Annotated in this window: 22 protein-coding genes; 10 read left to right on the top strand and 12 right to left on the bottom strand. The window is 65.5% G+C overall.

The features are described 5' to 3' along the window. Positions 1 to 51: 51 nt before the first annotated feature. The gene (locus CSW59_RS08375; RefSeq protein WP_099443600.1) at positions 52 to 1,266 is read left to right on the top strand and encodes a cyclopropane-fatty-acyl-phospholipid synthase family protein; all 1,215 of its coding nucleotides are present in this window, start codon (positions 52 to 54) and stop codon (positions 1,264 to 1,266) included. On the opposite strand, the gene CSW59_RS08370 is transcribed toward CSW59_RS08375, so the two are convergent. Beyond that, positions 1,263 to 2,795, bottom strand: coding sequence for a cryptochrome/photolyase family protein (locus CSW59_RS08370; protein ID WP_099443599.1), 1,533 nt, complete (start codon positions 2,793 to 2,795; stop codon positions 1,263 to 1,265). The genes CSW59_RS08375 and CSW59_RS08370 overlap by 4 nt on opposite strands. A gap of 89 nt (positions 2,796 to 2,884) precedes the next feature. Here CSW59_RS08370 and CSW59_RS08365 point away from each other — a divergent pair, with 89 nt between their 5' ends. The 3 genes from CSW59_RS08365 (at position 2,885) to metC (ending at position 5,996) form a co-directional block, all read left to right on the top strand. Then, a complete protein-coding gene (locus CSW59_RS08365) occupies positions 2,885 to 3,883 on the top strand; it encodes a cysteine synthase A (protein WP_099443598.1) in 999 nt (332 codons plus the stop codon). 78 nt (positions 3,884 to 3,961) lie between these two features. Then, complete coding sequence (gene sseA / locus CSW59_RS08360; RefSeq protein ID WP_099443597.1) at positions 3,962 to 4,819, top strand: 3-mercaptopyruvate sulfurtransferase; 858 nt, start codon at positions 3,962 to 3,964, stop codon at positions 4,817 to 4,819. A gap of 13 nt (positions 4,820 to 4,832) precedes the next feature. Then, complete coding sequence (metC, locus tag CSW59_RS08355; protein ID WP_099443596.1) at positions 4,833 to 5,996, top strand: cystathionine beta-lyase; 1,164 nt, start codon at positions 4,833 to 4,835, stop codon at positions 5,994 to 5,996. A gap of 275 nt (positions 5,997 to 6,271) precedes the next feature. Here metC and CSW59_RS08345 read toward each other — a convergent pair whose 3' ends face one another. The 4 genes from CSW59_RS08345 to CSW59_RS08330 all read right to left on the bottom strand — a co-directional run bounded on the left by CSW59_RS08345 (position 6,272) and on the right by CSW59_RS08330 (position 12,274). Beyond that, positions 6,272 to 6,961, bottom strand: coding sequence for an NIPSNAP family protein (locus CSW59_RS08345; RefSeq protein WP_099443594.1), 690 nt, complete (start codon positions 6,959 to 6,961; stop codon positions 6,272 to 6,274). 34 nt (positions 6,962 to 6,995) lie between these two features. After that, positions 6,996 to 8,636, bottom strand: coding sequence for an NAD(P)/FAD-dependent oxidoreductase (locus tag CSW59_RS08340; protein ID WP_099443593.1), 1,641 nt, complete (start codon positions 8,634 to 8,636; stop codon positions 6,996 to 6,998). A gap of 189 nt (positions 8,637 to 8,825) precedes the next feature. After that, on the bottom strand, positions 8,826 to 10,376 hold the full coding sequence (locus CSW59_RS08335; protein WP_099443675.1) for an alpha-N-arabinofuranosidase: 1,551 nt from the start codon (positions 10,374 to 10,376) through the stop codon (positions 8,826 to 8,828). Between the two features lie 167 nt (positions 10,377 to 10,543). Then, the gene (locus CSW59_RS08330) at positions 10,544 to 12,274 is read right to left on the bottom strand and encodes an IlvD/Edd family dehydratase (RefSeq protein WP_236632185.1); all 1,731 of its coding nucleotides are present in this window, start codon (positions 12,272 to 12,274) and stop codon (positions 10,544 to 10,546) included. 384 nt (positions 12,275 to 12,658) lie between these two features. Between CSW59_RS08330 and araD1 the strand changes: the two genes are divergently transcribed. From araD1 to CSW59_RS08315, 3 genes are read left to right on the top strand one after another with little or no spacing between them, the layout of a single operon-like run. Beyond that, positions 12,659 to 13,654, top strand: a complete 996-nt coding sequence (gene araD1, locus CSW59_RS08325; protein WP_099443591.1) for an AraD1 family protein — start codon at positions 12,659 to 12,661, stop codon at positions 13,652 to 13,654. After that, on the top strand, positions 13,651 to 14,577 hold the full coding sequence (locus tag CSW59_RS08320) for a Gfo/Idh/MocA family protein (protein ID WP_099443590.1): 927 nt from the start codon (positions 13,651 to 13,653) through the stop codon (positions 14,575 to 14,577). The genes araD1 and CSW59_RS08320 overlap by 4 nt, the downstream gene beginning before the upstream one ends. Positions 14,578 to 14,611: 34 nt before the next feature. Then, positions 14,612 to 15,751, top strand: a complete 1,140-nt coding sequence (locus tag CSW59_RS08315; protein ID WP_099443589.1) for an aldose epimerase family protein — start codon at positions 14,612 to 14,614, stop codon at positions 15,749 to 15,751. A 35-nt stretch (positions 15,752 to 15,786) separates the two neighbouring features. On the opposite strand, the gene CSW59_RS08310 is transcribed toward CSW59_RS08315, so the two are convergent. Genes CSW59_RS08310 through CSW59_RS08295 form a run of 4 tightly spaced genes read right to left on the bottom strand, consistent with a single transcriptional unit; the run spans position 15,787 to position 19,889 of the window. Next, positions 15,787 to 16,776: a helix-turn-helix domain-containing protein gene (locus CSW59_RS08310; RefSeq protein WP_099443588.1), complete on the bottom strand. Its 990-nt coding sequence runs from the start codon at positions 16,774 to 16,776 to the stop codon at positions 15,787 to 15,789. A 5-nt stretch (positions 16,777 to 16,781) separates the two neighbouring features. After that, positions 16,782 to 17,858: an acetamidase/formamidase family protein gene (locus CSW59_RS08305; RefSeq protein ID WP_099443587.1), complete on the bottom strand. Its 1,077-nt coding sequence runs from the start codon at positions 17,856 to 17,858 to the stop codon at positions 16,782 to 16,784. 13 nt (positions 17,859 to 17,871) lie between these two features. After that, positions 17,872 to 18,663 (bottom strand): 4,5-DOPA dioxygenase extradiol, encoded by a 792-nt coding sequence (gene ygiD, locus CSW59_RS08300; RefSeq protein WP_099443586.1) that lies wholly within the window; start codon positions 18,661 to 18,663, stop codon positions 17,872 to 17,874. Beyond that, a complete protein-coding gene (locus CSW59_RS08295; RefSeq protein WP_201722750.1) occupies positions 18,660 to 19,889 on the bottom strand; it encodes an aromatic ring-hydroxylating dioxygenase subunit alpha in 1,230 nt (409 codons plus the stop codon). Before CSW59_RS08295 ends, ygiD begins: the two co-directional genes overlap by 4 nt. Positions 19,890 to 20,160: 271 nt before the next feature. On the opposite strand from CSW59_RS08295, the gene CSW59_RS08290 reads away from it, so the two are divergent. Genes CSW59_RS08290 through CSW59_RS08280 form a run of 3 tightly spaced genes read left to right on the top strand, consistent with a single transcriptional unit; the run spans position 20,161 to position 22,358 of the window. Next, complete coding sequence (locus CSW59_RS08290; RefSeq protein WP_099443585.1) at positions 20,161 to 21,018, top strand: TauD/TfdA family dioxygenase; 858 nt, start codon at positions 20,161 to 20,163, stop codon at positions 21,016 to 21,018. Between the two features lie 8 nt (positions 21,019 to 21,026). After that, positions 21,027 to 21,851 (top strand): oxidoreductase, encoded by an 825-nt coding sequence (locus tag CSW59_RS08285; RefSeq protein WP_099443584.1) that lies wholly within the window; start codon positions 21,027 to 21,029, stop codon positions 21,849 to 21,851. Positions 21,852 to 21,872: 21 nt separating this feature from the next. After that, complete coding sequence (locus CSW59_RS08280) at positions 21,873 to 22,358, top strand: VOC family protein (RefSeq protein WP_099443583.1); 486 nt, start codon at positions 21,873 to 21,875, stop codon at positions 22,356 to 22,358. A gap of 87 nt (positions 22,359 to 22,445) precedes the next feature. Here the strand turns inward: CSW59_RS08280 and CSW59_RS08275 are convergent, their stop codons facing one another. The 3 genes from CSW59_RS08275 to CSW59_RS08265 are packed head-to-tail and all read right to left on the bottom strand — an operon-like array spanning position 22,446 to position 25,161. Continuing rightward, complete coding sequence (locus CSW59_RS08275) at positions 22,446 to 23,258, bottom strand: TauD/TfdA family dioxygenase (protein WP_099443673.1); 813 nt, start codon at positions 23,256 to 23,258, stop codon at positions 22,446 to 22,448. 11 nt (positions 23,259 to 23,269) lie between these two features. Then, the gene (locus CSW59_RS08270) at positions 23,270 to 23,764 is read right to left on the bottom strand and encodes a flavin reductase family protein (RefSeq protein ID WP_099443582.1); all 495 of its coding nucleotides are present in this window, start codon (positions 23,762 to 23,764) and stop codon (positions 23,270 to 23,272) included. Next, a complete protein-coding gene (locus CSW59_RS08265; protein ID WP_099443581.1) occupies positions 23,761 to 25,161 on the bottom strand; it encodes a peptidase M20 in 1,401 nt (466 codons plus the stop codon). Before CSW59_RS08265 ends, CSW59_RS08270 begins: the two co-directional genes overlap by 4 nt. Position 25,162 lies beyond the last annotated feature (1 nt).

Genomic DNA, 25,162 nt, shown 5'->3' with positions numbered 1-25,162 from the left:
GGCGGTGGGCAACGGCGTTAAGTAACGCGTCACCGGAAGCTAGGCACCGCCTTGGAAACTGCGCTCTGGAATGATCCCGACCTGAAGGCCGCTCCGGCCGCCTTCCGTTCCGCCGTCCGCATCGCGGCCGAGAATTGGGAGGCCGGATCGCTGACTTTCATCCTGCCAACCGGCAAGGTTCTGACGGTAAAGGGCCGCAAGGATGGTCCCGACGCGACGATCCGTATCCGCGACTATAACTTCGTGCGCCGCGCCCTGCTCTCGGGCGATATCGGCTTTGCCGAAGGCTTCATGGCCGGCGAATGGGACACGCCCGATTTGTCGACGGTGTTGGAGGCGTTCTCGCTGAACTTCGACCGCCTGGCGGGTCTGGCCTCGGGCAACCCGATCATGCGGGCGCTGAACGCGATCTATCACCTATTCAACCGCAACAGCCGCTCTGGCTCCAAACGGAACATCCACGCCCACTACGACCTGGGCAACACCTTCTATTCGCGCTGGCTGGACCCGACGATGACCTATTCGTCGGCGCTGTACGAGCACCCCGATCAGCCGCTGCCCGACGCCCAGCGCGCCAAGTACGCGGCGCTGGCCAAGACCATCGACCTGGCGCCCGGCAAACACGTGCTGGAGATCGGCTGCGGATGGGGCGGCTTCGCCGAGTTCGCCGCCAAGGAGGTCGGCGCCAAGGTCACCGGCATCACCATCTCCCAGGCGCAGCACGATTTCGCCCGCAAGCGCTTGTTCGAACAGGGACTTTCCGAAAAGGCCGACATCCGCCTGGTCGACTATCGCGATGTCGAGGGCCGTTTCGACGCTGTGGCCTCGATCGAGATGTTCGAGGCGGTGGGCGAGGCATACTGGCCCGCCTATTTCGGCAAGATTCGCGAGGTGCTAGTCCCCGGCGGTCGCGCGGGCCTGCAGATCATCACCATCCGCGACGAGCTATTCAGCGACTATCGCAGCCGCACCGACTTCATCCAGCGCTACATCTTCCCGGGCGGCATGCTGCCCAGCGAGGCGCGTCTTAAGGAAGAGACTGAGCGCGCCGGGCTAGAATGGAGCGATCTCAAGCGCTTCGGCCAAAATTATGCCGACACTCTCGCTGAATGGGGCCGGCAGTTCGAGGCGGCCTGGCACGAGATCCGCAAGGACGGTTTCGATGAGCGGTTCCGGCGCCTATGGCGGTTCTATCTCAGCTACTGCGAGGCTGGGTTCCGCACCGAACGGACCAACGTCATCCAGCTAGGCCTTAGCCGCACCTAGACACCCATAGCGCTGCGGAGCGCCGCCGCCTTTTCCCGGAAAGCGCGGCGCTCGGCCTCGTCCATCCCCTTCAGCGTCTTCAGCGGCATCATCATCCGCCCGTTGCCGGCCAGGCGCTGGGCGTGGCGGTCGATAAAGTCCCAATAGAGGGCGTTGAACGGACAGGCGTCGTCGCCCAGCCGCTGTTTGACGTCGTAGCGACAACCTTTGCAGTAGTCGCTCATCCGGTCGATATAGGCGCCGCTGGCCGCGTAGGGCTTGGAGCCGACGATGCCTCCGTCGGCGAAGGTGGCCATGCCGCGCGTGTTGGGCATCTCGACCCACTCATAGGCGTCGGCGAATACAACCATATACCAGTCGTCGACCGCGTCCGGATGCACGCCCAGCAGCATGGCGAGGTTGCCGGTGACCATCAGCCGCTGGATATGGTGGGCGTAGGCGTGGTCCCGAGCCGAGCGCACCGCGTCGGCGACGCAGGCCATGTCGGTATCGCCGCTCCAGTAGAACCAGGGCAGCTTGCCTTCCGCTTCCAGGGCGTTGCGGCGGCCGTATTCCGGCATCTTCAGCCAATAGACACCGCGCACGAACTCTCGCCAGCCGATGATCTGGCGGATGAAGCCTTCAACGGCGTTCAATGGCGCACGGCCCTCGCGCCAAACGGCTTCGGCGCGCCGGCAGACGTCCAGCGGGTCGAGCAGGCCGATGTTCAGGGCCGGCGAGATCAGACCGTGCCATAGGAACGGCTGCTCCCAGGCCATGGCGTCCTGCCAGTCGCCAAACTCGGGCAGCATGTGGTCCAGGAAGTGCTGCAGCGCCACCTCCGCCTCTTCGGCGTTGGTCGGCCAGCCGAAGGCCTCAAGCGTTCCGAAATGATCCTCGAAGCCGGTCGACACCACCTCGATCACCGTCCGAGTCGTCGCGTTCGGCGGGGTCCTCAGGCGCTTGGGCGGCCGCACGCCCTTGGGCAGCTTCTTGCGGTTCTCTGGATCGAAGTTCCAGCGCCCGCCGGCCGGCTTGTCGCCGTCCATCAGAAGGCCTGTCCGGCGGCGCATCTCTCGGTAGAAGAACTCCATCCGTAGCTCGTGTCGCCCTTCGGCCCAGCCGGCGAACTCGGCCCGCGAACAGAGGAAGCGGTCATCCTCGCGCGTCTCGATTGGAACGCCGACTTCCAGCGAGAGCAGAGCCTGCTCCAGCCCCCACTTGCCGCAGGCAGTTCTTACGACGCGGTCGAAGGCGCCTTCGCTCAGGGCGCGCTTCACCTCGCCGACGATGGTGCGGCTGTTATTCGGATCGTCCAGCGTCACGTAGCGCACCTGCAGGCCCCTCGCCCCCAGGCGCTCGGCGAATTGGCGCATGGCCGACCAGACCAGGACGAGCTTCTGCTTGTGGTGCTTCCAAGCCGTGGCTTCGGCGATGCTCTCGATCATCAGCACGACGTCGCGCGCGGGATCGGCGTCGTCCAACGCCGACAGGCTTTCCGAGAGCTGATCGCCGAGCACCAACCTCAGAGCGCCTTGCGAATTGCTCACGCCGAACCTCTCGCCTTTAGGAAAACTGGGCTTGCGTCGCGCGGCCCGCGCACGATCTACCATGCCAGCCCGGCCACGCAGGTGAAATCATGACCATTCTTCCCAGCGTTCTCGACGCCATCGGAAACACGCCGCTGATCCGCCTGCGCCGCGCCAGCGAGGCGACCGGCTGCGAGATCCTGGGCAAGGCCGAGTTCATGAACCCCGGCCAGTCGGTCAAGGACCGCGCGGCCCTGGGCATCATCCGCGACGCCGAAGCAAAAGGCCTGCTGAAGCCTGGGGGGCGCATCGTCGAAGGCACCGCCGGGAATACCGGTATTGGCCTGGCGATGGTCGCTTCGGCGCTCGGCTATAAGACCACCATCGTCATCCCCCGAACCCAGAGCCAGGAGAAGAAGGACGCCATCCGTCTGCTGGGCGCTGAACTGGTCGAGGTGGACGCCGTCCCGTACTCGAACCCGGGCAACTACGTTCGCTATTCCGGGCGCTTAGCCGAGGAACTTGCCGCAACGGAATCCAACGGCGTGATCTGGGCCAACCAGTTCGACAACACCGCCAACCGCCAGGCGCATTACCTGACCACAGGCCCGGAAATCTTCGAGCAAACCGAGGGTAAGGTCGACGGCTTCATCTGCGCCGTGGGCTCGGGCGGCACCCTGGCCGGCGTCGCTGCAGCCCTGCGCGAACGCAAGCCCGAGGTGAAGATCGGCCTCGCCGACCCGCACGGCGCGGCCCTTTACAGCTGGTACAGGGACGGCGAGCTGAAGTCCGAGGGAAATTCGATCAGCGAAGGGATCGGTCAGGGCCGCGTCACCGGTAATCTCGAGGGCCTGACGATCGACCACCCCTTCCGCGTCTCGGACGAAGAGATGCTTGAGGTGCTCTATGACCTCGTCATGCACGAGGGCCTGTGCCTGGGCGGCTCGGCGGGGATCAACATCGCCGGGGCGGTCAAACTCGCGAAGGAACTCGGTCCCGGCCACACCATCGTGACCATCCTCTGCGACCACGGCTCGCGCTATCAGTCCAAGCTCTTCAACCCCGACTTCCTTAAGGAAAAGGGCCTGCCGACGCCGCCCTGGATGTAGCTTGCGGCGGAGCGCGTCGGCGGCGATGTTGCCGGCGTCTCGAAACTGGGGCGAGTCAGCCCCCAGAAAGGCGTCGACATGAGCACTCCGTCCGATCCGCTGGTCTCCACCGCCTGGCTGGCCGAGCACCTTGACGCGCCGGACGTGCGGGTCGTCGACGCCTCATGGCACATGCCGGCCGCGCAGCGCGAGCCGTACAAGGAATTCCTGGCCGCCCACATCCCGGGCGCGGTGTTCTTCGACATCGACGACATCTCTGACGAGACCACCGACCTGCCGCACATGATCCCAACGGCGGTGAAGTTCGCCTCGCGGGTCAAGAAGCTTGGCCTGGGCGACGGCTCGCGGATCGTGGTCTACGACACCACCGGCATCCTGCCCGCCGCCCGCGCCTGGTGGCACTTCCGCGCCATGGGCCACGAAGACGTCGTGGTGCTGGACGGCGGTCTGCCCAAGTGGATCGCCGAGGGCCGGCCCATCGAGGACGGCCCCGCCGCCCCGCAGGAGCGCCATTTCACGCCGCGCTACCAGGCCGACATCTATCGCTCGCTGGAGCAGATGCGCGAGATCATCGCCAGTGGCCGCGAGCAGATCATCGACGCCCGTCCCGCCGGTCGCTTCGAGGCGCGCGATCCCGAGCCGCGCGCCGGTCTGCGCGGCGGCCACATGCCCGGCGCCCGTAACATTCCCCTGGCGGCGATGATGGCGCCGGACGGTACGATGCTGCCGACCGACAAGCTGAAGACTGTCTTCGAGGCGGCCGGCGTCGACATCAACAAGCCGATTGCCTCGACCTGCGGCTCGGGCATCACCGCTTCGGTGGTCGCCCTAGCTCTGGCTCGCATGGGCAAGCCGCGCTCAGCGGTCTACGACGGCTCCTGGACGGAATGGGGCGGCCTCGCCGACACCCCCGTCGTCACGGGTCCCGCAGCCTAGCAAGAGCCCCCACATGCACGAAGAAACGCGCCTGATCCGTAAGGGCTCCGCCAATCATACGCTGGCGAAGACGGTCAATCCGCCGATCCAGCGAGGATCGACCGTGCTGTTGCGCGACGCGGCCTCGCTGTACGACGACGACCAGCTGACCTACGGCATCACGGGCCTTGCGACCCCCAGCGCCCTGCAGGCCGCCCTGGCCGAGCTGGAAGGCGCCGAGGACGTCACGCTCTATCCGTCCGGCCTGGCCGCGATCACTGGCGCGCTTCTGGCGGTGCTGAAGGCTGGCGACGAGGTCCTGGTGGTCGACAGCGCCTACAAGCCGACCCGCCGCTTCTGCGACCGCCTGCTGGCCCGCTTCGGCGTCAGCACGACCTATTACGACCCCGCCCTCGACGCCGACGCCCTGATAGCGCTGACCACGCCCCGCACGCGGCTAATCGTGCTGGAGGCGCCGGGCTCCCTGACCTTCGAGATGCAGGACATCCCCGCCATCGCCAAGGCCGCGAACACGCGCGGGATCATGACCCTGATCGACAACACCTGGGCGGCCGGCTTCTATTTCAAGCCGCTGGCGCACGGCGTCACCCTCAGCGTCCAGGCCCTGACCAAATATGTCGGCGGCCACTCCGACTGCTTCATGGGCTCGGTGGCGACCTCGGACAAGACCGTCGCGGCGCTGCTGGGCGAGGCCATGTGGGACATCGGCTGGTCGGTGTCGCCTGACGACGCCTACACCATGCTGCGCGGCCTGCGGACCCTGGCCACGCGCCTGCCACGCCACCAGGAGAACGGACTGGCGGTCGCCCGCTGGCTGCAGACGCGGCCCGAGGTGTCGCGGGTGCTGTATCCCGCCCTGCCCGACGATCCCGGCCATGCGATCTGGAAGCGCGACTTCACCGGCGCGTGCGGCCTGTTCGGCGTGGTGCTGAAGCCGTGCGCCCAGAGCGCGGCCAAGGCGTTCCTCGACAGCCTGAAGCTATTCGGCCTGGGCTTCTCGTGGGGCGGCTATGAGAGCCTGGCCCTGCATTGCGATCCGCAGCTGAAGTTCCGCTCGATCCCGGTGAACCTGGAAGGGCCATTGCTGCGCTTCCATGCGGGTCTGGAAGGCGTCGAGGACCTGAAGGCTGATCTCGATCAGGCCTTCACGACGCTACGCGGCGTGTCCTCGCTTTAGGGAAACGCCACGTCGCCTTCAGATAGATCAGTAGCAGCTCCGGTTGCGATCCGAGGCGGCGATCTCGGTCTGGGGCGCCGACCGCGTGGGCGTTCACCTCGCGCCGCGCGCCGACAGCCACGCGATGGGCGACAGCGACCTCGCCGCCACTGGGCGAGCCAGCCTAGAGCGTGACGCCGAAAGTGGGAACCGGTTTCGGCACGAGTCACGCTCTAAGTGTTTGATTTAGAGCCTTGTTATCGCGCCAAAACGATTCCGTTTTGACGCGCAAGGCTCTAGCGCAAACGCGAACGAGGCGTCGGGTCGAGACGTAGCACCTGGCCCTGGCGTTCCTGCGCGTCGGCGAACTCTGGATCCGAGGCCAAGTCACCCCAAGCCTCGCGCCAGATCGCCTCGTCCCCGACCCGCGTGAACCACACGAGCACCTTCTCGTGCTGCCGGACCGGCAAGCGCGGGAAGGTGTTTTCGCTTGTCTCGGCCGTATAGGCGCCCAGCACGGGCAGACCTGCCGCCTCCAGCTTGGGCGCGATTCGATTGGCGAAAACGCCCCCAAATCCTTCGGCCGGATCCTTCCATAGGTAGAGGACGGTCGCGACAATGAGGCTCGCTGGTAGTTCGCCGTTTGGCGCGGGCGTATCCGGCTCGGCGAAGGCCAGACGCGGCGCCAGCGGCTTCAGCAGCAGGACGTTGTCATTATCCAGCAACAGCCGGTTGGCCTCATCGCGATGCGCCATCCAGACAGGGCCGAAGTAGAATGCGTTCAGCGACCGCTCGCGCGCCTCCATGTCCGGAAAGCCACGGATCCAGGTGAAGCGATTGGGATCGTCGCGGTCTCTGAACTGGCCAAATAGGCGCATGTCCTCGGCCTCCTGGCTTTCGACGAACCAGCGCTCAAAGACGCGGATCATCTCGTCGCGGCGACCAGGGACGATCTTGTACTGGCGGAGCTCAAGGACGGAGTTCATGCCCGCCTTAGAACAGTCTTTCGGCCAGATCCTGTCAGCAGGCTTCGATCAGGCCCCCGGCCACGTATTGCGCGGCCACGGCCTCGGCGACCTTGATACCGTCTACAGCGGCCGAAAGGATGCCGCCAGCATAGCCCGCGCCCTCGCCGGCGGGATACAGCCCGGCGGTGTTCAAGCTCTGGAGATTCTTGCCCCGCGTGATCCGCACGGGCGAAGACGTGCGGGTTTCGACGCCAGTCAGCACCACATCCGGATGATCGTAACCCGGAATCTGGCGGCCAAAGATCGGCAACGCCTCACGCATGGCCTCGATGGCGAACGGCGGCAGGCATTTGGCCAGATCCGTCAGGTGCACGCCCGGCTTGTAGGACGGGGTTACAGCGCCGAACTCGGTCGAGGGCTTGCCCGCCAAGAAGTCGCCAACCAGCTGGCCTGGCGCCTTGTAGGTCCCGCCGCCGGCCTCGAAGGCCAGGCTCTCCCACTTGCGCTGGAACTCCACCCCGGCCAACGGGTGGCCCGGATAGTCCTGCTCGGGATTGATGTCGACGACGAAGCCGGAATTGGCGTTCCGCTCGTTGCGCGAGTACTGGCTCATGCCGTTGGTGACGACGCGGCCGGCCTCCGACGTCGCGGCCACCACCGTGCCGCCCGGACACATGCAGAAGCTGTAGACGGTTCGGCCGTTCTTGCAGTGGTGCGACAGGCTATAGTCGGCCGCGCCCAGGTCGGGATGGCCGGCGCAGTCGCCAAACCGTGCTCTGTCCATCCAGGACTGAGGATGCTCGATCCGGACGCCGATCGAGAAGGGCTTAGCCTCGATGTGGACGCCACGATCGTACAGCACCTGGAAGGTGTCGCGCGCGCTGTGGCCCAAGGCCATCACGACATGGCGGGCCTGCAGGTAGTCGCCGCCGGCGATATGAAGCCCCTTCAGCCGGCGGGAGCCGTCAGCGCCGACCTCGATGTCGAAGTCCTCGACCTTGTGCTGCCAGCGGTACTCGCCGCCCAGGCTCTCGATCAGCGCCCGCATGTTCTCGACCATGTGGACCAGGCGGAAGGTGCCGATGTGCGGATGGGCCTCGGTCAGAATCTCTTCCGGCGCGCCGGCCTTGACGAACTCCTCCAGCACCTTGCGCCCCAGGAAGCGCGGGTCCTTGATCTGGCTGTAGAGTTTGCCGTCCGAAAAGGTCCCTGCCCCGCCCTCGCCGAACTGGACGTTGGACTCCGGATTAAGCTCGCCCCGCCGCCACAGCCCCCAGGTGTCCTTGGTGCGCTCGCGCACCACCTTGCCGCGATCCACGATGATGGGCTTCAGGCCCATCTGCGCCAGGATAAGACCCGCGAACAGACCGCAAGGCCCCGCGCCGATGACCACCGGCCGCGGCCCCTCGAAACCCTCTGACGCTTTGGCCACGAAGCGATAGTCGGTGTCTGGCGTGACGCGGACCTGATGGTCGCTCTCGAAGCGGCGCAGAACGGACGCCTCGTCGCGCAGCACGACATCGACCGAATAGACCATCAAGATCGCAGACTTGCGGCGCGCGTCATGGGCGCGGCGGGCGACCGCGAAGCTCACCAGATCGTCGGCCTCGATCCCCAGGCGGGCGACGATGGCGGGCGCCATGGCCTCTGGCGGATGGCCGAGCGGCAGCTTCAGTTCCGAAATACGCAGCATGGCGCGGGTCTTAGCCAAAAGTCGTCCGCCACGCCATCCATGCGGACGTTATGCGGCTCATCCGCGGGCAGCATACCCTCTCTGCGAAGCTCTCCAGTCAGGGTCGAGGCGCGAGCCTCCTAACATGCAAAGAGCCGGACGCGCCTTTTCAGATCACGTCCGGCTCTCCTTAGATGGGCGTAGCGCCCCTTAGTCCAGCGCGACGACCACGACCGATTTGGCCGGGATAGACAGCGTCAAGGTATCGCCCGAGATCTTGCCGCCCTTGAACGGAACGGGCGCCACGGCCGGCTTGGCCCCGAAGGCGTTCATCGCGTCCATCTTTTCGGCGGTCATGACCTCACCCGAAACCGACTTGGCCTTGAGACCGCCCAGAGCCACCGACAGCTTGACGCCATCGTCCGGCGACATGTTGGCGACGGCGACATAGGTCTTGCCGTCCTTACCCTTGGCGGCCGAGGCGTTGAAGGCCGCGATCTTGGTTCCGGCCACGTCGATCTCGGGCGCGGTCACGTCCAGAGGAATCGCAGTGGAATCCTGGAACGGCACATACATCTTGTAGGCGTAATAGGTCGGGGTCAGGACGATCTTGTCGCCCTGGGTCAGGATCATCGCCTGCAGGACGTTGATGGTCTGAGCGATGTTCGTCATCTTCACCCGGTCGGTATAGCGGTGGAAGATGTTGAAGTTGGCCGCCGCCAGCACGCCATCGCGCAGGGTGTTCAGCTGGTAGAGGTGCCCCGGATTGGTGCCCGGCTCGACATCGTACCAAGTGCCCCATTCATCGACATAGAGTCCGATCCGCTTCTTGGGATCGTTCTTGTCCATGACCGCGATGTGCTTCTGGAGGAGCTCATCCATTTTCAGGGTGCGCGAGAAGGTCTGCCCCCAGGCAGCCTTGTCGAATCCGGTTGCCGCGCCCTTCTTGTCCCAGTTGCCGGTCGGCAACGTGTAGTAGTGCAGTGAGATGGCGTCCATAAACCGGCCAGCGTTCTTGGTGACCACGTCTGTCCAGTTCACGTCGAACGAATTGGCGCCCGAGCCGACGCGCACGGCGGGATTATCGGCGTTCTTGTGGAAGAAGGCCGAGAAGCGGCGGTATTCATTAGCGTAGTACTCCGGCGTCATCTCGCCGCCGCAACCCCAGCTCTCGTTGCCAATGCCGATGAACGGGACCTTGAAAGGCTTTTCGCGGCCATTGGCGCGGCGTTCCTGCGCCAAGGTGTCTTCACCCGGCGAGGTCATGTACTCGATCCACTCGCGCATTTCGGTCGGATTGGACGAACCGACATTGATGGAGACGTAAGCGTCGGCGCCAACCTGTTCGGCGAAGTCCATGAACTCGTGGGTGCCGAAGGCGTTGCTCTCGGGCGAGCCGCCCCACCAGTTGTTCTTCCGCGAGGGCCGCTTGTCGCGCGGGCCGATGCCATCGCGCCAACGATACTCGTCCGCGAAACAGCCGCCCGGCCAACGGATCACCGGAACCTTGATGTCCTTCAGCGCCGTGACCACGTCGGTTCGGATGCCCCGAACGTTGGGAATCTTGGAGTCGGTACCAACCCAGACGCCATCGTAGATGCCCGCGCCCAAATGCTCCGAGAATTGGCCGTAAATATAGCGCGAAATCGGCGCGCCGGGCTTGTCGGCCTTCAAGGTGGCCGTCGCGGAAATCTCTCCGGCCTGGGCGCTCGCCGCCATCGCCAGCAGCGCAACCGCCGCGCCTAGAAACGTTTTAGCCATCGCCATCTACTTGTCCCTCTCCGTTACGCGCGGATGCTTCAGGGCTCCGCCTTGTTCTCACCGCGTGCATAGCAGCGGTTATTTTGTCGTACAATAACGTTCCAACAGGCATCGCCTCTCGGACATAAAAGAACCGCCGGCTCTTGGGAGAGCCGGCGGCTTATGCGCTAGTGGTTATCCCTTGGCAGGCCCTTGGTCTGGGCGATGCGCTGGTATTTCACGGCGGGCTCGAGGACCGCGCCGGTTTCGAGCTGCCCAACGACGGCGCGCTGGATCTCCTGCCAGGGGGTTTGGCTTTCCGGATAGGGATAGCCGCCGGCCGCCTCGAGCGCCTTGCGCCGCTCGACGATCTCGCCGGGCGAGACCAGCACGTCGACCCGCGACTTGCGAAGATCAAAGCGAACCTTGTCGCCGGTCTTGAGCAAGGCCAGGCCCCCGCCCACGGCGGCTTCAGGCGAGGCATTGAGGATCGAGGGCGAGCCCGAGGTGCCCGACTGACGGCCATCGCCGATGCAGGGCAGCTGATGGACGCCTTGCTTGATCAGGTAGTTGGGCGCGCGCATGTTCACAACCTCGGCCGCGCCGGGATAGCCCACGGGGCCCGCCCCGCGCATGAACAGGATCGAGTTGGCGGTGATACCCACCGACGGATCGTCGATCCGGTGGTGATAGTCCTCAGGGCCGTCGAACACGACCGCAACGCCCTCAAAGGCATCCGGATCGTCGGGGTTGGAGAGATAGCGCTCGCGGAACTCCTGGCTAATCACGCTGGTCTTCATGATCGCCGAGTTGAAGAGGTTGCCGCGCATGACCACGAACCCCGCCCGCTCGACCAGCGGCCGCGAGAACGGGCGGATCACGTCCTCGTCCTCGATCTGGACGCCGCGATACTGCTCGCCGATGGTCTGGCCCGAGACGCATTTGACGTCCTCGTGGATCAGGCCCTGCTCGATCAGCTGGCCAAAGACGGCCGGCACGCCGCCAGCGCGGTAGTAGTCTTCGCCCAGATACTCCCCGGCCGGCTGCAGGTTGACCAGCAGCGGCACCTCCTCGCCCTTCTCCTGCCAGTCGTCGATCGAGAGCTCGACGCCCACATGGCGGGCCAGGGCGTTCAGGTGGATTGGGGCGTTGGTCGAGCCGCCGATCGCCGAGTTGACGACGATGGCGTTCAGGAACGCCTCGCGGGTCAGGACGTCCGAGGGCTTGAGGTCCTCGTTGACCATCTCGACGATGCGCAGACCCGTGCGGTAGGCGTTCTCTTGTCGATCACGATAGGGCGCGGGGATCGCCGCCGAGCCGGGCAGCGACATGCCCAGCGCCTCGGTCAGCGAGTTCATGGTCGTGGCCGTGCCCATGGTGTTGCAGTAGCCCGTCGAGGGGGCCGAACTGGCCACCAGCTTGATGAAGCCGGCGTTGTCGATCTCGCCGGCCGCCAGAAGCTCGCGGGCCTTCCAGACGATCGTGCCCGACCCCGTCCGCTGGCCCTTGTGCCAGCCGTTCAGCATCGGGCCCACCGAAAGCGCGATAGCCGGGATGTTCACCGTCGCCGCCGCCATCAGGCAGGCGGGCGTGGTCTTGTCGCAGCCGATCGTCAGCACCACACCGTCCAGCGGATAGCCGTACAGCAACTCCACGAGACCCAGGTACGACAGGTTCCGGTCCAGGCCCGCCGTCGGCCGCTTGCCCGTCTCCTGGATCGGATGGACCGGGAACTCCAGCACGATGCCGCCCGCCGACCGGATCCCCTCGCGAACCCGCTCGGCCAAAACGAGGTGATGGCGGTTGCACGGCGACAGGTCCGACCCCGTCTGCGCGATCCCGATGATCGGGCGCCCCGACTGCAGCTCCTCCAGCGTCAGGCCAAAGTTCAGATAGCGCTCCAGGTAAAGCGCCGTCATGTCGATGTTGTCCGGATTGTCAAACCAGGCGCGCGAACGAAGGGCGCGGGGGAGACGGGGTCGGCGCTCATGACATTCCTTGACGACTCTAGCCGCCGCGCGACCAGACGCAGAATAGCGTTCCAGCCGGAGGGCGGATTGATATTATAATATTTGTCTGACTATCGTTGCTTCCGAAAGGCGTCAATCATCGCGAGCAGCGTTCGACCAGGACATGCGCCGACGAAGCATGCCAAGCGCAGGTAATCCAGGCCTTAGAATACCGCGCGCGTGAGACAGCCAAGGCCCAAAACCGACAGTCCTTGCGCGTCTGCCTCAAAGGAGGTTTGACAGCCGCGCCGTCGACGATATTTGTCAGACTATTACAAACTGGGAGCGTTCGCCATGGTGTTCAGATTCGTGCAGTTGAAGACCGGCGACGGCGAACGGCGGCTGGCGGCGGTGGACGATGGCGGCCACGCGCGGCGCGTCATGGTCGCCGACACGCTCTACGACCTGGCTCAGGCCGCCATCAGCGCGAACGCCACTCTGGCCGAGGCGGCGCAGGCGCGCGAGCTAGGCGAAGACATCAACATCCTCTCCGCCCTGACCGAAGGCCGCGTCCTGGCGCCGATCGACCACCCAGACACCGCCCACCTGCTGCTGACCGGCACCGGCCTGACCCACCTCGGCTCGGCCGAGGGGCGCGACAAGATGCACAAGGCTGCTCAGGCTGGTGAGCAGCTGACCGACTCGATGCGGATGTTCCTCATGGGCGTCGAGGGCGGAAAGCCCTCACCGGGCCAGGAAGGCGTCCAGCCGGAATGGTTCTACAAGGGCGACGGCCAACAGTTGGTCGGCCCTGGACAGCCCCTCACCTCACCGGCCTTCGCCAAGGACGGCGGCGAGGAGCCCGAGATCGCCGGCGTCTATCTGATCGGTCCGAACGGAACGCCGCATCGCCTGGGCTTCTGCCTTGCTAACGAGTTCTCCGACCACGTGATCGAGCGCGGCAACTATCTGTGGCTGGCCCACTCGAAGCTGCGTCAGGCGGCGCTGGGCCCGGAACTTCTGACTGGCCCGCTGCCCGAGGACGTCCGCGGCGCCAGCCGCATACTGCGGGACGGGTCGGTGGCCTGGGAAAAGCCCTTCCTGTCGGGCGAGGCGAACATGTCGCACACGATCGCCAACCTCGAGCATCACCACTTCAAGTACGACCTATTCCGCCGCCCAGGCGACGTGCACGTGCACTTCTTCGGCACCGCGACCCTGTCGTTCTCGGAAGGCTTCCAGACAAAGGTCGGCGACGTGTTCGAGATCGAGGCCGCGCCCTTCCTATATCCGGTCCGCAATTCCCTGGGCCAAGCGGCCGAACGGCCTGTCGCGGTGCGCGCGTTGTGACCCCGATCCGCTTGGCGCTCGTGGGCCTGGGCAAGATCGCGCGGGACCAGCACCTGCCCGCCATCGCCGCCAATTCGCGCTTCGAGCTGGTCGCCGTCGTTAGCCGCAACGCTGAGCTGGACGGGGCGGCCCACTTCACTGACCTGGCCGCCCTGCTCGCCAGCGACGTAGCAGTGGACGCCGTGGCGCTGTGCACGCCGCCGCAGCCGCGCCACGCCCTTGCCCACATGGCGCTGGCGGCCGGCAAGCACGTGATGCTGGAGAAACCACCGGGCGCGACGCTCAGCGAAGTCGAGGACCTGCGCCAGGCCGCCGCCGCCCGCAGCCTGACGCTTCAGGCCACCTGGCACTCGCGCTACGCCGCCGGGGTTGAGCCCGCGCGCGCCTGGCTGGCGGAGCGGACCGTAAAGGCCGCGCGCATCTTCTGGAAGGAAGACGTGCGCGTATGGCATCCCGGTCAGGAATGGATCTGGGAGGCCGGCGGCCTCGGCGTCTTCGACCCAGCGATCAACGCCCTCTCGATCGTCACCCGGATCCTGCCCCAACCCTTCTTCCTATGGCGCGGCGTGCTGTATGTTCCGGAGAATCGGCAGTCGCCGATCCAGGCCGAGCTCGACTTCCGCGACGCCGGCGGCGCGCCGATCCGGGCCGAGCTCGACTTTCTGCAGACAGGCCCGCAAAGCTGGGACATCGAAGTCGATACAGATGAAGGCGCGCTGAAGCTGACAAACGGCGGCGCCAAGCTCTGGATCGACGGCCAACTGATGCACGAAGGCCCAGATCGCGAGTATCCCGGCCTCTACGACGAATTCGCCCGCCTGATCGCGGACGGCGCCAGCGACGTCGATGTCGCGCCGCTACGCCACGTGGCCGACGCCTTCCTGCTCAGCGAGCGGGTTGTCGCGCCGCCGTTCGTCGAATAACGCCCGCGCCAACAGAACAAGACGGAGAGGAAACATGACATTCAAGACGATCGCCCTGTGTGGCGCGTTCGCCCTAGTCGCGACATCGACGGCGACGGCCGCCGAATTGTCCCGCAGCGCCTTTGGCCAGACGCCATCGGGCGAGGCGGTCGAGGCCTTCACCCTGACCAACGCCAAGGGCGTCAGCGTCACAGTCATCACCTACGGCGCCACGTTGCAGTCGCTAATCGCGCCCGACAAGGCCGGCAAGAAGGCCGATATCGTACTCGGTTTCAATGACGCGGCGGCCTATGTGAAGAGCGCGAGCTATTTCGGCGCGACCGTTGGCCGCTTCGCCAACCGGATCGGCAAGGGTCGCTTCGTTATCGACGGCAAGACCTATCAGCTGGCGCTGAACAACAACGGCGTCACGGCCCTGCACGGCGGCGTGAAGGGCTTCGACAAGGTCGTCTGGAAGGTCCTCGACACGAAGTCTGGTCCGACAGCCTCGGTCACGCTGGGCTATGCCAGCCCGGACGGCGACGAGGGCTATCCGGGAACCGTGAACGCCACGGCGACCTATGCGCTCGACGAACAGAACCAGCTGACGATCACCTACGGTGCGACGACCGATAAGCCGACGATCGTCAACATGACCAACCACGCCCTGTTCAACGTCGCTGGCGAAGGCTCGCCCGACGGCGCGATGGGCAACGTCCTGACCATCCCCGCCGACGGCTACACCCCCGTCGACAACGAGCTGATCCCGACGGGCGCGACCACGCCGGTCGCCAGCACGGCTTTCGACTTCCGGAAGCCCACGGCCGTCGGCGAGCGCATTCGCGACGCCAGCGATCCGCAGCTGATCGTCGGCAAGGGCTACGACCACAACTACGTTCTGAATGGAAAGTCGGGTGGCGATCTGCGGCTAGCCGCGCGCCTGGCCGACCCCAAGAGCGGCCGTGTGCTGGAGATCCTGTCGGACCAGCCGGGTATACAATTCTACGCCGGCAACTTCCTGGACGGCTCCTTGATCGGCAAGAGCGGCAAGCTCTACCGCCAAGGCGACGGCATCGCGCTGGAGCCGCAGCACTTCCCGGACGCCCCGAACAAGCCGCAGTTCGCGCCGGTGCGCCTCGATCCCGGCCAGACCTATCGCAACGTGATGATCTTCAAGGTCAGCGTCGCCAAATAGCCTACTAAGGGCCGGCGCCAAGCGCGCCGGCCCATCTACATGCGGGGCTGGCTCAGCGCTCGCTCAGCCGAGAGGCCGACGGGCTCCCGCCCCTGCCTGAACTCGCGCGGGGACAGCCCGTACTGCTCACGGAAGGCGCGGCTGAAATGCGCCGAGCCGTTAAAGCCCCAGCGAAAGCAGATTTCCGAGATCGACAGACGCGCATGCTGGGGGCTGGAGAGGTCGATCCGACAGCGCTCCAGGCGGCGAGACCGCAGATAGTGGCTGAACGTCTCGTTGGCGGAGGCGAACAGTTTCTGGACGTATCGCGGCGAAACGCCTTCCTCGTTGGCCACCCGGCGCAAGGAAAGGTCCGGATCTGGTAGCAAGGTCTCGATCGTCTGGCACAGCCGCTGCAAATGCGCCGTGGGCGTCGAAGCGTCGAAGGCGTCGGCGTCCGCCGCCCCGCGTTCCAGCAGGCATTGGGCGAGGAACTCGGTCAGGGCCAGATCCACCGGCCGCAACTGGTCGACCGACAGGTTCTCCAATTCCTCGGCAGTGGCCCGCAGCAGATCCGACAGGATGCGGGGCACGCCCTTGGATCCGTCCAGCCAGCCGACCCTCAGGTTGAAGGGCTTGATCAAACGATGGTCTAAGGCCACCCGCGGCGCGCGAACGAACAGAAGGCGCGAACGGGTGTCCAACCGCAACGCCGCCGCCTGCCCCGTCGGTCCAAAGGCGATGTCGCCCATGGCCACGCTGACGGCGAGATCGTCGGTCACCAGCGTCGCTTCGCCATAAAGAAGGACCGCCAACCAGACGGCGGCCGGCTGGGCGCTGAGGCGTCCGGAAATGGTCTGGGCGCCAGCCTCCACCAGAGCGAACTCGATGCCAAGCGGCGAGGTCAGGCATACGACCGAGGCCGCCGCAGGCTCGACGTCGGATAGCCCCTCGATCGGCAAACCCAGCCTGCTCATCGCCTCGCGCCAGGCCTGGGCGCGTTCCGCGCGAGGATGGCTTTCGGTGCTGAACGACCAAGCCTTCACCGCCGCTAGCCCTCCATTTTCGGGAAGATGTCGCGAGGGATGCGTACGTGACACCCCTGGCGGCCATCCACCACCTGGGTGACGCCGAAATCGGCGGCGACGCTCATGAGCGAATAGGCGTCGTTTTTCGAAAGACCCACCTGGTCGTGCAGCAGGCTCAGCATCTTCAGCGAGGCGTCGCGCATGGCTACATTAAGATCTTCGTCGAAGCCATGAACAATCCACCACTTTGGCGTCTCAAGCAAAGGTCCGGGCGTCTGGATGTCTTTGCGCAGCACGATCTGCATCAGAACATTCAGCGAGGACTCGATCGCCGTCCCCGACAGCTCGCCGTCGCCCTGACTGACGTGGGGATCACCGATCGAGAACAGACCGCCATCGACCTGAACGGTGTAGTACATCGTCGCCCCGGCCCCGATGCGCCAGTTGTCGATGTTGCCGCCATGCTCGCCAGGCGGGATGGTGCTGACCCGGCCGTCGACGGCCGGCGCGACCCCGGCGGTGCCCAGGTGCGGGCGAGCGGGAACCCGCACACCCTTCAGAGCCGGCTGGCGATCGCATTCCGGGCAGTGGGTGATCGTGCCCGGGATCAGATATTTGCCTTCGAAGTCGTAGGCGTAGAGGGCGCTGGCGGTGTTGGTGTTGGCGTCGAGCTCGTAGATCGTCACGCGCTCCTTCTCGCCGAACTCCTTGTAGAGATAGCCCCAGTTCGCCGCGAGGTTGGAGCCGTAGTTGTTGCGCGGGACCATGCGCAGGTAGCGCACCTCCAGCACGTCGCCCGGCTTGGCGTCCTCGACATAGATGGGGCCGGTCATGATGTGGACGCCGGGGTTGCGATCGTCCTCGGGGATCTCCTTGAAGATTCGAGTGACACCTTCGTCCATCATCAACTCCGGCGCATCGCCGGCGTGGTGGGTGATGGCCTCGGCTTGGACGAGGTCGCCGCTCTTGATCCGCAGCGCAGGCGCGATCCCAGGATCGAAATAGCCCCAGTGCACGGTCTTCGGCGTCGCTGGCAGATAGTGCAGCGCGCCGGGGACGACATCAGGACGAGTCTGGCCGGGTTCGCAGATGAAGGGCATCGGGGTCTCCGGATCAGGACGCGGCGGACAGGGTCACGCTCGTCATGCTGAGCGAGCCGTGCTCGATATGGTCGGGGGCGAAAGTCGGGACGTCGCCAGGCAGGCGCGCGCCCAGCACATAGAGCAGCGGCCAGTAGTGATCGGGCGTCGGAACCGAGCGCCTCGCGTCCTGCCCCTGGCTCTCGAAGTCGATAGCGCGCTGCGGCGCGTCCTCAATGATCGCGGCCTTGATGTAGTCGTTGAAGCGCTTGGACCAGTCGTAGGGCGCGCAGTCGCGGTCGCCCCAGTCCATGGCCGGCAGATTGTGGACGATGTTGCCCGTGCCAATGATCAGCACGCCCTCGTCACGCAGCCTCGCCAGGCGCTGACCGATCTCGAAGTGCCAGGCCGGCGGCTTGGTGGCGTCCATGCTGAGTTGGATGACCGGAACGTCGGCGTCGGGAAAAGCCTTGCAAAGCACCGACCAAGTTCCGTGATCCAGCCCCCAGCCCTGCTCGTCCAGAACGACCGGCGTCGGCGACAGAACCTCCCGCACGCGCGCCGCCAGCCCAGGCGAGCCGAGCGCCGGATATTGCTGATCAAACAGGGCTTTCGGAAAAGAAGCTCCGAAGTCATGAATGGTTCTGGGGCGCGCCATGGCCGTGACGGCGACCCCGCGCGTAAGCCAATGCGCCGATACGCAAAGGATGGCCTTAGGTTTGCCGACGGCGTCGCCCATACCTCTCCAGGCGCGGGTGGTGTCGTTGGTCTCCAGCGCGATCATCGGGCTGCCGTGACCAAAAAAGATGACCGGTAGACGGCTCATGCGGCGGCCTCCGTCTTGGCGGAAGGCGACGCGGGGGCAGCCTTCATCGCCGCCCAGGCCCGCTGATAGCGAGGGGTGAGCCAGCGGTTGAACTGGACCTGGGCTCCCTCCTGCCAAGAGTAGCGCCCCCGAATGGCGAAGCGCGAGCGCAGCCCCTGCTGCACCAGTTCGTCGACGTGCATGTCCTGAGCGATGATCTTGCCCGCAGAGGTCATGATCATCTCCAGGCGCTCTTCGAAGCCGGGCGTCTCGGTCGCCCCCGGAGCGACCAGCAAGCCGGTGTCTTGCTCCATCGTCTCAGGGCCCGTGGGTCGCAGGATCAGATAGATGACCATGTCGCTGGTCATCACCAGCGACAACGTCGGCGGGATGTTGGCGAAGGTCGCGCGGTTGCGGTCCTCGACCGACAGCTTCGGGAACACTGGCAGCACGGCCTTCTGCGTCGGGTTGAAGCTGGCGTCGGCGTGCAGGGTGGCGTTGTAGCGGAGAAAGCCAGCGTCGCCTTCGCCAGCTTCCGGAAAGCTGCACAGTTCGCTGGGAATGAAGTCGTGCAGCGGTCCGCGGTGCAGCTTGCTGGCGTGATAGCCGTCGTTGTTGTTCTCGAACATGACCTTCCAGTTCCAAGCGAACTGGCCGGTCATGGGCGGGGTCAAGCCATCGGCGCTCTCGAGATCGTAATTGGCGACCGCGGTTTCGACAGCAGCCAGGCGCGGCGCGAGCGGCGGCGCTTCCGCGTCGAAGTTGATGAAAATGAAGCCCAGCCAGATCTCGACCTTGAAGGTCGGCAGCTTGACCGCCTTCTTGTCGAAGTCGCAGGTCCGCTCCATGGCTGGCGCGTTCACCAGGTCGCCGTTCAGCGAATAGACCCAATGGTGATAGGGGCAGACGAAGCCGCGCGCATTGCCCCTGCCCTCGGCCACCAGCATGGCGCGATGCTGGCAGACCGCCGACATCGCCTTGATCTGGTTGTCACGATTGCGCGTGACGATGATCGGCTCGCCGATGATCCGGGTGGTGAAGTAGTCGCCGGGCTCCTTGATCCAATCGACACGGCCGACGCACAGCCACTCGTGATTGAACAACGCCTCCTTCTCAAACGCGTAGAATTCGGCGTCCGTATAGCAGGCGGGGGGCAGGGTCTCGGCGGCCTCGACGCCCTGTATCGAGCGCGAGAGCCCCTCGAAGAAGGCGTCGCTGAAGAGACCGTTCGTCGGGCTCAGGCTCATCGTGAAGCGCTCAAGAGTAGCGGATGTCGACCGTTACGCTAGGACCGCATCCTGATGAGGTCTTGCCTCAGCGCGCACGACGAGTTGGTCGTCGACCGCCCTCCAGGCCGCAGACGCCCCCTTTGCGAGCGAATAGCGTCCGACAGCCCCCTTCGGCGCCCAAGCGACGGTCATCAGACGCGATCACCGGAAAGCCAGAAGGCGCGATGAGGCAAGACCGTCGGCGCCTGGGGGCATAGGCTGGATTTCGAACAGCAAGCTGAGAGACGCCATGACGCTCGCCACCGACATCGCCATCACGACTCTGAAGGCTGACTTCGGAGCCGAGATCTCCGGAATCAACCTGGCCTCAGCTTCGGATGCGGCCCTCGATCAGGTCGTCGATACCTTTCACCGCCACGGCGCGATCGCGCTGCGCGACCAGAAGATGACGCCCGACGACTTGATGCGCTTCATCAATCGGTTCGGCGAGCCCGAGGATCACACCCAAACGCGTTTCACGCTGCCGGGTTACCCGAAGATCTTCATCCTCTCGAACCGCGTCGTCGACGGCAAACCAATCGGCGCCCACAACGACGGCGTCGGCTGGCATACCGACTACAGCTACAAGCCAGAGCCGGTGATGCTGACCATGCTCTATGCGGTGGAAGTGCCCGACGAGGGCTCAGACACCCTGTTGGCCGACGGCTGCGCCGCCTGGAACGCCCTGCCCGCCGAGCGGCAGGCCTTGCTGGAAGGCCTGAAGCTGCATCACAGCTACAAGCACTTCATGGCGACCCGCGCCTTTGGAGAGCAGCAGACCCTGTCGCCCGAGATGGAGGCGGCCAATCCCGACGTCACACACCCGCTGATCCGCACCCATCCCGCTGACGGCCGCAAAGCGCTTTGGCCCTCCACCGGCACCGTGACCGAGGTCATCGGCATGCCCGGCCCCGCGGGCCTGGCGCTGCTGGATGAACTGGTCGAGTTCATGACGCAGGAGCGGTTCGTTTATCGCCACAAGTGGCGGGTCGGCGATCTCCTGATGTGGGACAACCGCTGCACCCTGCACACCGGCACCCTGTACGACGACACCAAGTACTTCCGGACCATGCAGCGGCTGTGGGTCAAGGGCGACAAGCCGTACTGAGTCCGGCGATGTCCAAGACCTGGTTCATCACGGGCGTGTCGAGCGGCCTTGGCCGCGAGATCGGTCTCGCGGCGATCGCTCGTGGCGATGTGGTGATCGGTACGGTGCGACGCCCCGAGGCGGCCGCAGCCTTCAAGGCCCAGGGCGGCCACGCCATGATCCTGGACGTCACCGATATGACAGCCGTGGGCACGGCGGTCGCTGCGGCCGAAGGGGTCACTGGCAAGATCGACGTCCTCGTCAACAATGCTGGCTACGGCTTGTTCGGCGCGATTGAAGAGGCCTCGCTCGACGAAGTCCGCGCCCAGTTCGAAACGAACATCTTAGCACCGCTCGCCGTTCTGAAGGCCGCCCTACCCGCCATGCGGGCGCGACACGACGGCCGGATCATCAACATTACATCGGTCTCGGGGCTGGCGGTCTGGGCGGGCACGGGCGTCTATTGCGCCAGCAAATGGGCGCTCGAGGCCCTGACCCAGAGCCTGGCCCAGGAAGTGGCCGAGTTCGGGATCAAGGTCGTCAACGTCGCGCCGGGCGGCCTAAGAACCAACTTCGCGGCCGCCTCCAAAGCGATCGTCCGTACGAAGCTCGCCGAGTACGACGGCCTGGCCCGCGAGGCCGAGCGGATCATGGCCGAACACGCCGGCCAGGAGCCGGGCGATCCAGCCAAGGCCGCCCAAGCGATCCTGGCGATCGCCGACGCACCGAACCCGCCGATGCACCTGCTGCTGGGCGCCGACGCCCTCAAGTACGCCCGCTACGCCGCTCAAGCCCTGGCCGCCGACATCGACGCCTGGAACGACCTTTCCCTTTCCGTCGGCTTCCACGACTGACCCGAAACGCGAGATTATTCAGTGACCAACACTCTTATCTTCGTCGACCTCGCCTCAGAAGATCCGTCCACCGCTGGGGATTTCTACGCTCAGGTGTTCGGCTGGCAGAACGACGCGCGCCCCGAAGGCGTCTACCACCGCATGGTCCCCGGCGGCTTCTTCAAGAAGCCCGACGGAAGCGACAGCGAAATCGGCAACCTGCACCTTGGGATCTTCAAAGCCGCCAACGCCCGCCCCCATCCCGAGCCCGCCAGCGTCGAGCCGCGCACGCTGAGCGCCGATGGCCGCAAGCCGCGCATCTGGGTCCTGATCGGCGACGAAGACAGCGCCGACCGCATCCTGGGAACCGCCGAAAGCCTGGGCGCCTCGATCCTGTGGCGGAACCACTACTGGAAGGAATTCAACGGCTACAACCACGCCTTCCGCGACCCTTGGGGCAACGAGATCGTGCTGTGGGGCAAGGCCGGGCCGGATCCGCAGGTCCCTGCTGGCTTCACCCGCGAATAGCAGAACGCCGCGCCTGCAGGAGCGCGGCGGCCTACCAAACGCCCGAGCGCCGCCATGCGTCATGGCGGCGCTTTGCGCATGTGGCCGTCAGAACGGCTTGTCGCCCGCGACGGTCACCCGATAGCCCGTGCGAGTATCGGGAAAGTAGTCCCAGATCGCCTGGTGCCAGGTGCAGCGGTTGTCCCAGAAGGCCACTGAATTGGGCCGCCAGCGGAAGCGAACCTGGAAGTCGGGATTGCTGGCGTGCTGGTAGAGATAGTTCAGGATCGCCGCGCTCTCGGCCTTGGGCAGGCCCTCGATATGGGTCGTATAGGACGGATTGACGAAGAGGCTCTTGCGGCCGGTGACCGGGTGGGTCCGCACGATCGGGTGGGTCGAGCAATTATACTTGCGGTCGATATCAGGGAAGATGGCCTTGTAGACCGGATTGGCGTCGTGCACCGCCGACAGGTCTTCCAAATAGGCCTTCATCTTGTCCGACAGAGTCTCGTAGGCCCAGTACATGCTGGCGAAGCAGGTGTCGCCGCCGTCCTCGGGCAAGACCTTCATGTGGAGGATGCTGCCCAGCGGAGGCTCGGGATCGCAGGTCAGGTCCGAGTGCCAGTTCTCGCCAGCCACGAACTTGGAATTGGCGTCGGCGTGGATGGCGACGATCTCGGGATGGTCGGGCAGTCCGGGCACGCCAGAATGGATGGCCAGATCCCCGAACTTGCGGCCCAGGTCCTTATGCGCCTCGTGCGACATGTCCTGGTCGCGGAAGAAGATCACCTGATGCTGCAGCAGCGCCTGATGGACCTCCTCGAACTGGCGGTTGCTGAGCGGCTTGCCCAGATCGACGCCGAAGATCTCCGCGCCGATCCGGCGCGTCATGGGCTTCACGTCGAGCACGTCATAGGCCATGCGAAACTCCACTAGATGTTCAGAAAGCCGCCGCGCGCATAGACAAGCGGCGTCTTGGTCTCGTCGGTGACGACCCGCAGCACGCGGCCGACGAAAATCTCGTGATCGCCGCCGTCGTAAGCGGCGTGAAGGGCGCATTCGACCGCAGCGACGCAGCCAGCCAGCACTGGCGCCCCGCAGAGCCCCGCCTCGACGGCCGTCAGGGCAAAACGGTCGTCAGCGCCGCTCTTGGCGAAGCGGTAGGCCAGGTCGCCCTGCTCACGCGCCAGGATGTTGACGCAGAAGCGCTCGGCCAGTCGCAAGGCCGCCAGCGTGCGGCTGTCACGCTTTAGGCAGACCAGGACCAACGGCGGGTCCATCGACACGGAGCTGAACGCGCTGACCGTCGTGCCCACCAGCCGCCCCTCGTGACAGGCGGTGACCACGGTCACGCCTGACGCGAAGCTGCCCATGGCCCTGCGGAAGTCGTCCGGCTCGGGCGTCTGAACCTGGGTCGCGATGCTCATGGCTCGCTCCCGAATGGATTGTCGGGATAGACCGCCGACGCCGGCTGCGCAGCGCTCTCTTCCAGGCTAGCACGACCGCAGACGGCCAGGGTCGTCAGGGCGTAGATCAGGGCGCTGTCGACGAGGTCCTTCGGCGTCGGCCTCCAGCGGCGAAAGCCGGTTGTGATCGCCGGAATGCGGTGCATGTTGAAGACGTTGTGGTCGCGCCACATGCTGGAATAGACAGGATTGGCCAGCGCGACCGGATGGCCAAGACCCAGCTGAGTAGCGACATCGACAGCGCCGACCAGCGGCGCGACCTCGGCGGCGTTCGCCTCGAAGCCGTGGCGCACAACGACCGGCTCGATGTCGACTCGGCCAAGGCCTGCATCCCGCACCATCTTCTCAAGCGAGTGCTGGGCGTCGGCCACCCGCTGCTTGGGGCTGAGCCCCACCTCCAGATAGAGGTTCACCAGTTCCGTCCCCGCTCCGAAGGCATAGGGGATACCGCCGCGCACCGAGGCGATCTGCGACTTGGGCTGGGCGACGCCGCCAGAGCTTTCGTAGCGGCTGGTCTTCTCCCATTCGCCACTCCAGGCGTGGATGGCGTCGGTCAGGCGCCCCAGCTTGTAGATAGGGTTCGGATGCTGGGCCGAGGTCGCGGGCTGCTCCAGCAGCGGGGTGAAGACCCCCTCACCCCACACCTGGAACCGGAACACCGCATAGCCGCAGCCGACCCAGGTGAGCCCGAAGTCGCAGCCCTCGGCCGCGATGGCGTAGTCCGGCGCGACGCCGCCATGGTGGAACAGGTAGTGAGCGCCAATGTCCTTGCCCATATAGGCGACGCCCCGGTGCTCCTCGATCGGCTCTGGACCGATCTCGCCGGGACAGGCCGTCAGGTACATCTTACCAGCCAACTCATAGCCGGCCTTCTTCAGCGCCTTGGCCGCGATCAGGAAGCAGCTCATTGGCCCGCGATCGTTGGCGATCGGGTAGCCAAAGAGCTTTCCGTCCTCCAGCCAGCATTTCTCCCACTCGGGATTGGCCAGGGTTTCGGGTGCGTACTTATAGGCGTCGAGGTCCGGGTTCCAGGTCGGCGCCTCGGTGTCCAGGTGGGCAGTGAACAGCAGGTTCTTCCCCCCAATGGTGTTTGGGCCCTTGCCGCCATAGGTCCCGATGATGTTCGGCCGCTCGGGCGTCGCCCCGACCTTGCGCGGCGAGAAGCCCTCACGCGCCATCCAGTCATGGACGTAGTTGGCAACCTCCAGCTCCTTGCCAGACGGCGCGGGGATGTTGCCGAGCGTCAGGGCCAGCTGGACGATCTCATCTTCGTCGATGGCGGCGGCGATGGCGGCGCGATCGGCCTCGGTGACCGCGTAGGGCGCGACGGCCCCGAGGTTGGGAAATCCGTCCGCCATC

This window comes from Caulobacter sp. BP25 (assembly GCF_002737755.1).
Taxonomy (GTDB): Bacteria; Pseudomonadota; Alphaproteobacteria; order Caulobacterales; family Caulobacteraceae; genus Caulobacter.
Note: the sequence above shows the minus strand (reverse complement) of the source record. Positions and strands in the feature narration are given on the sequence as shown.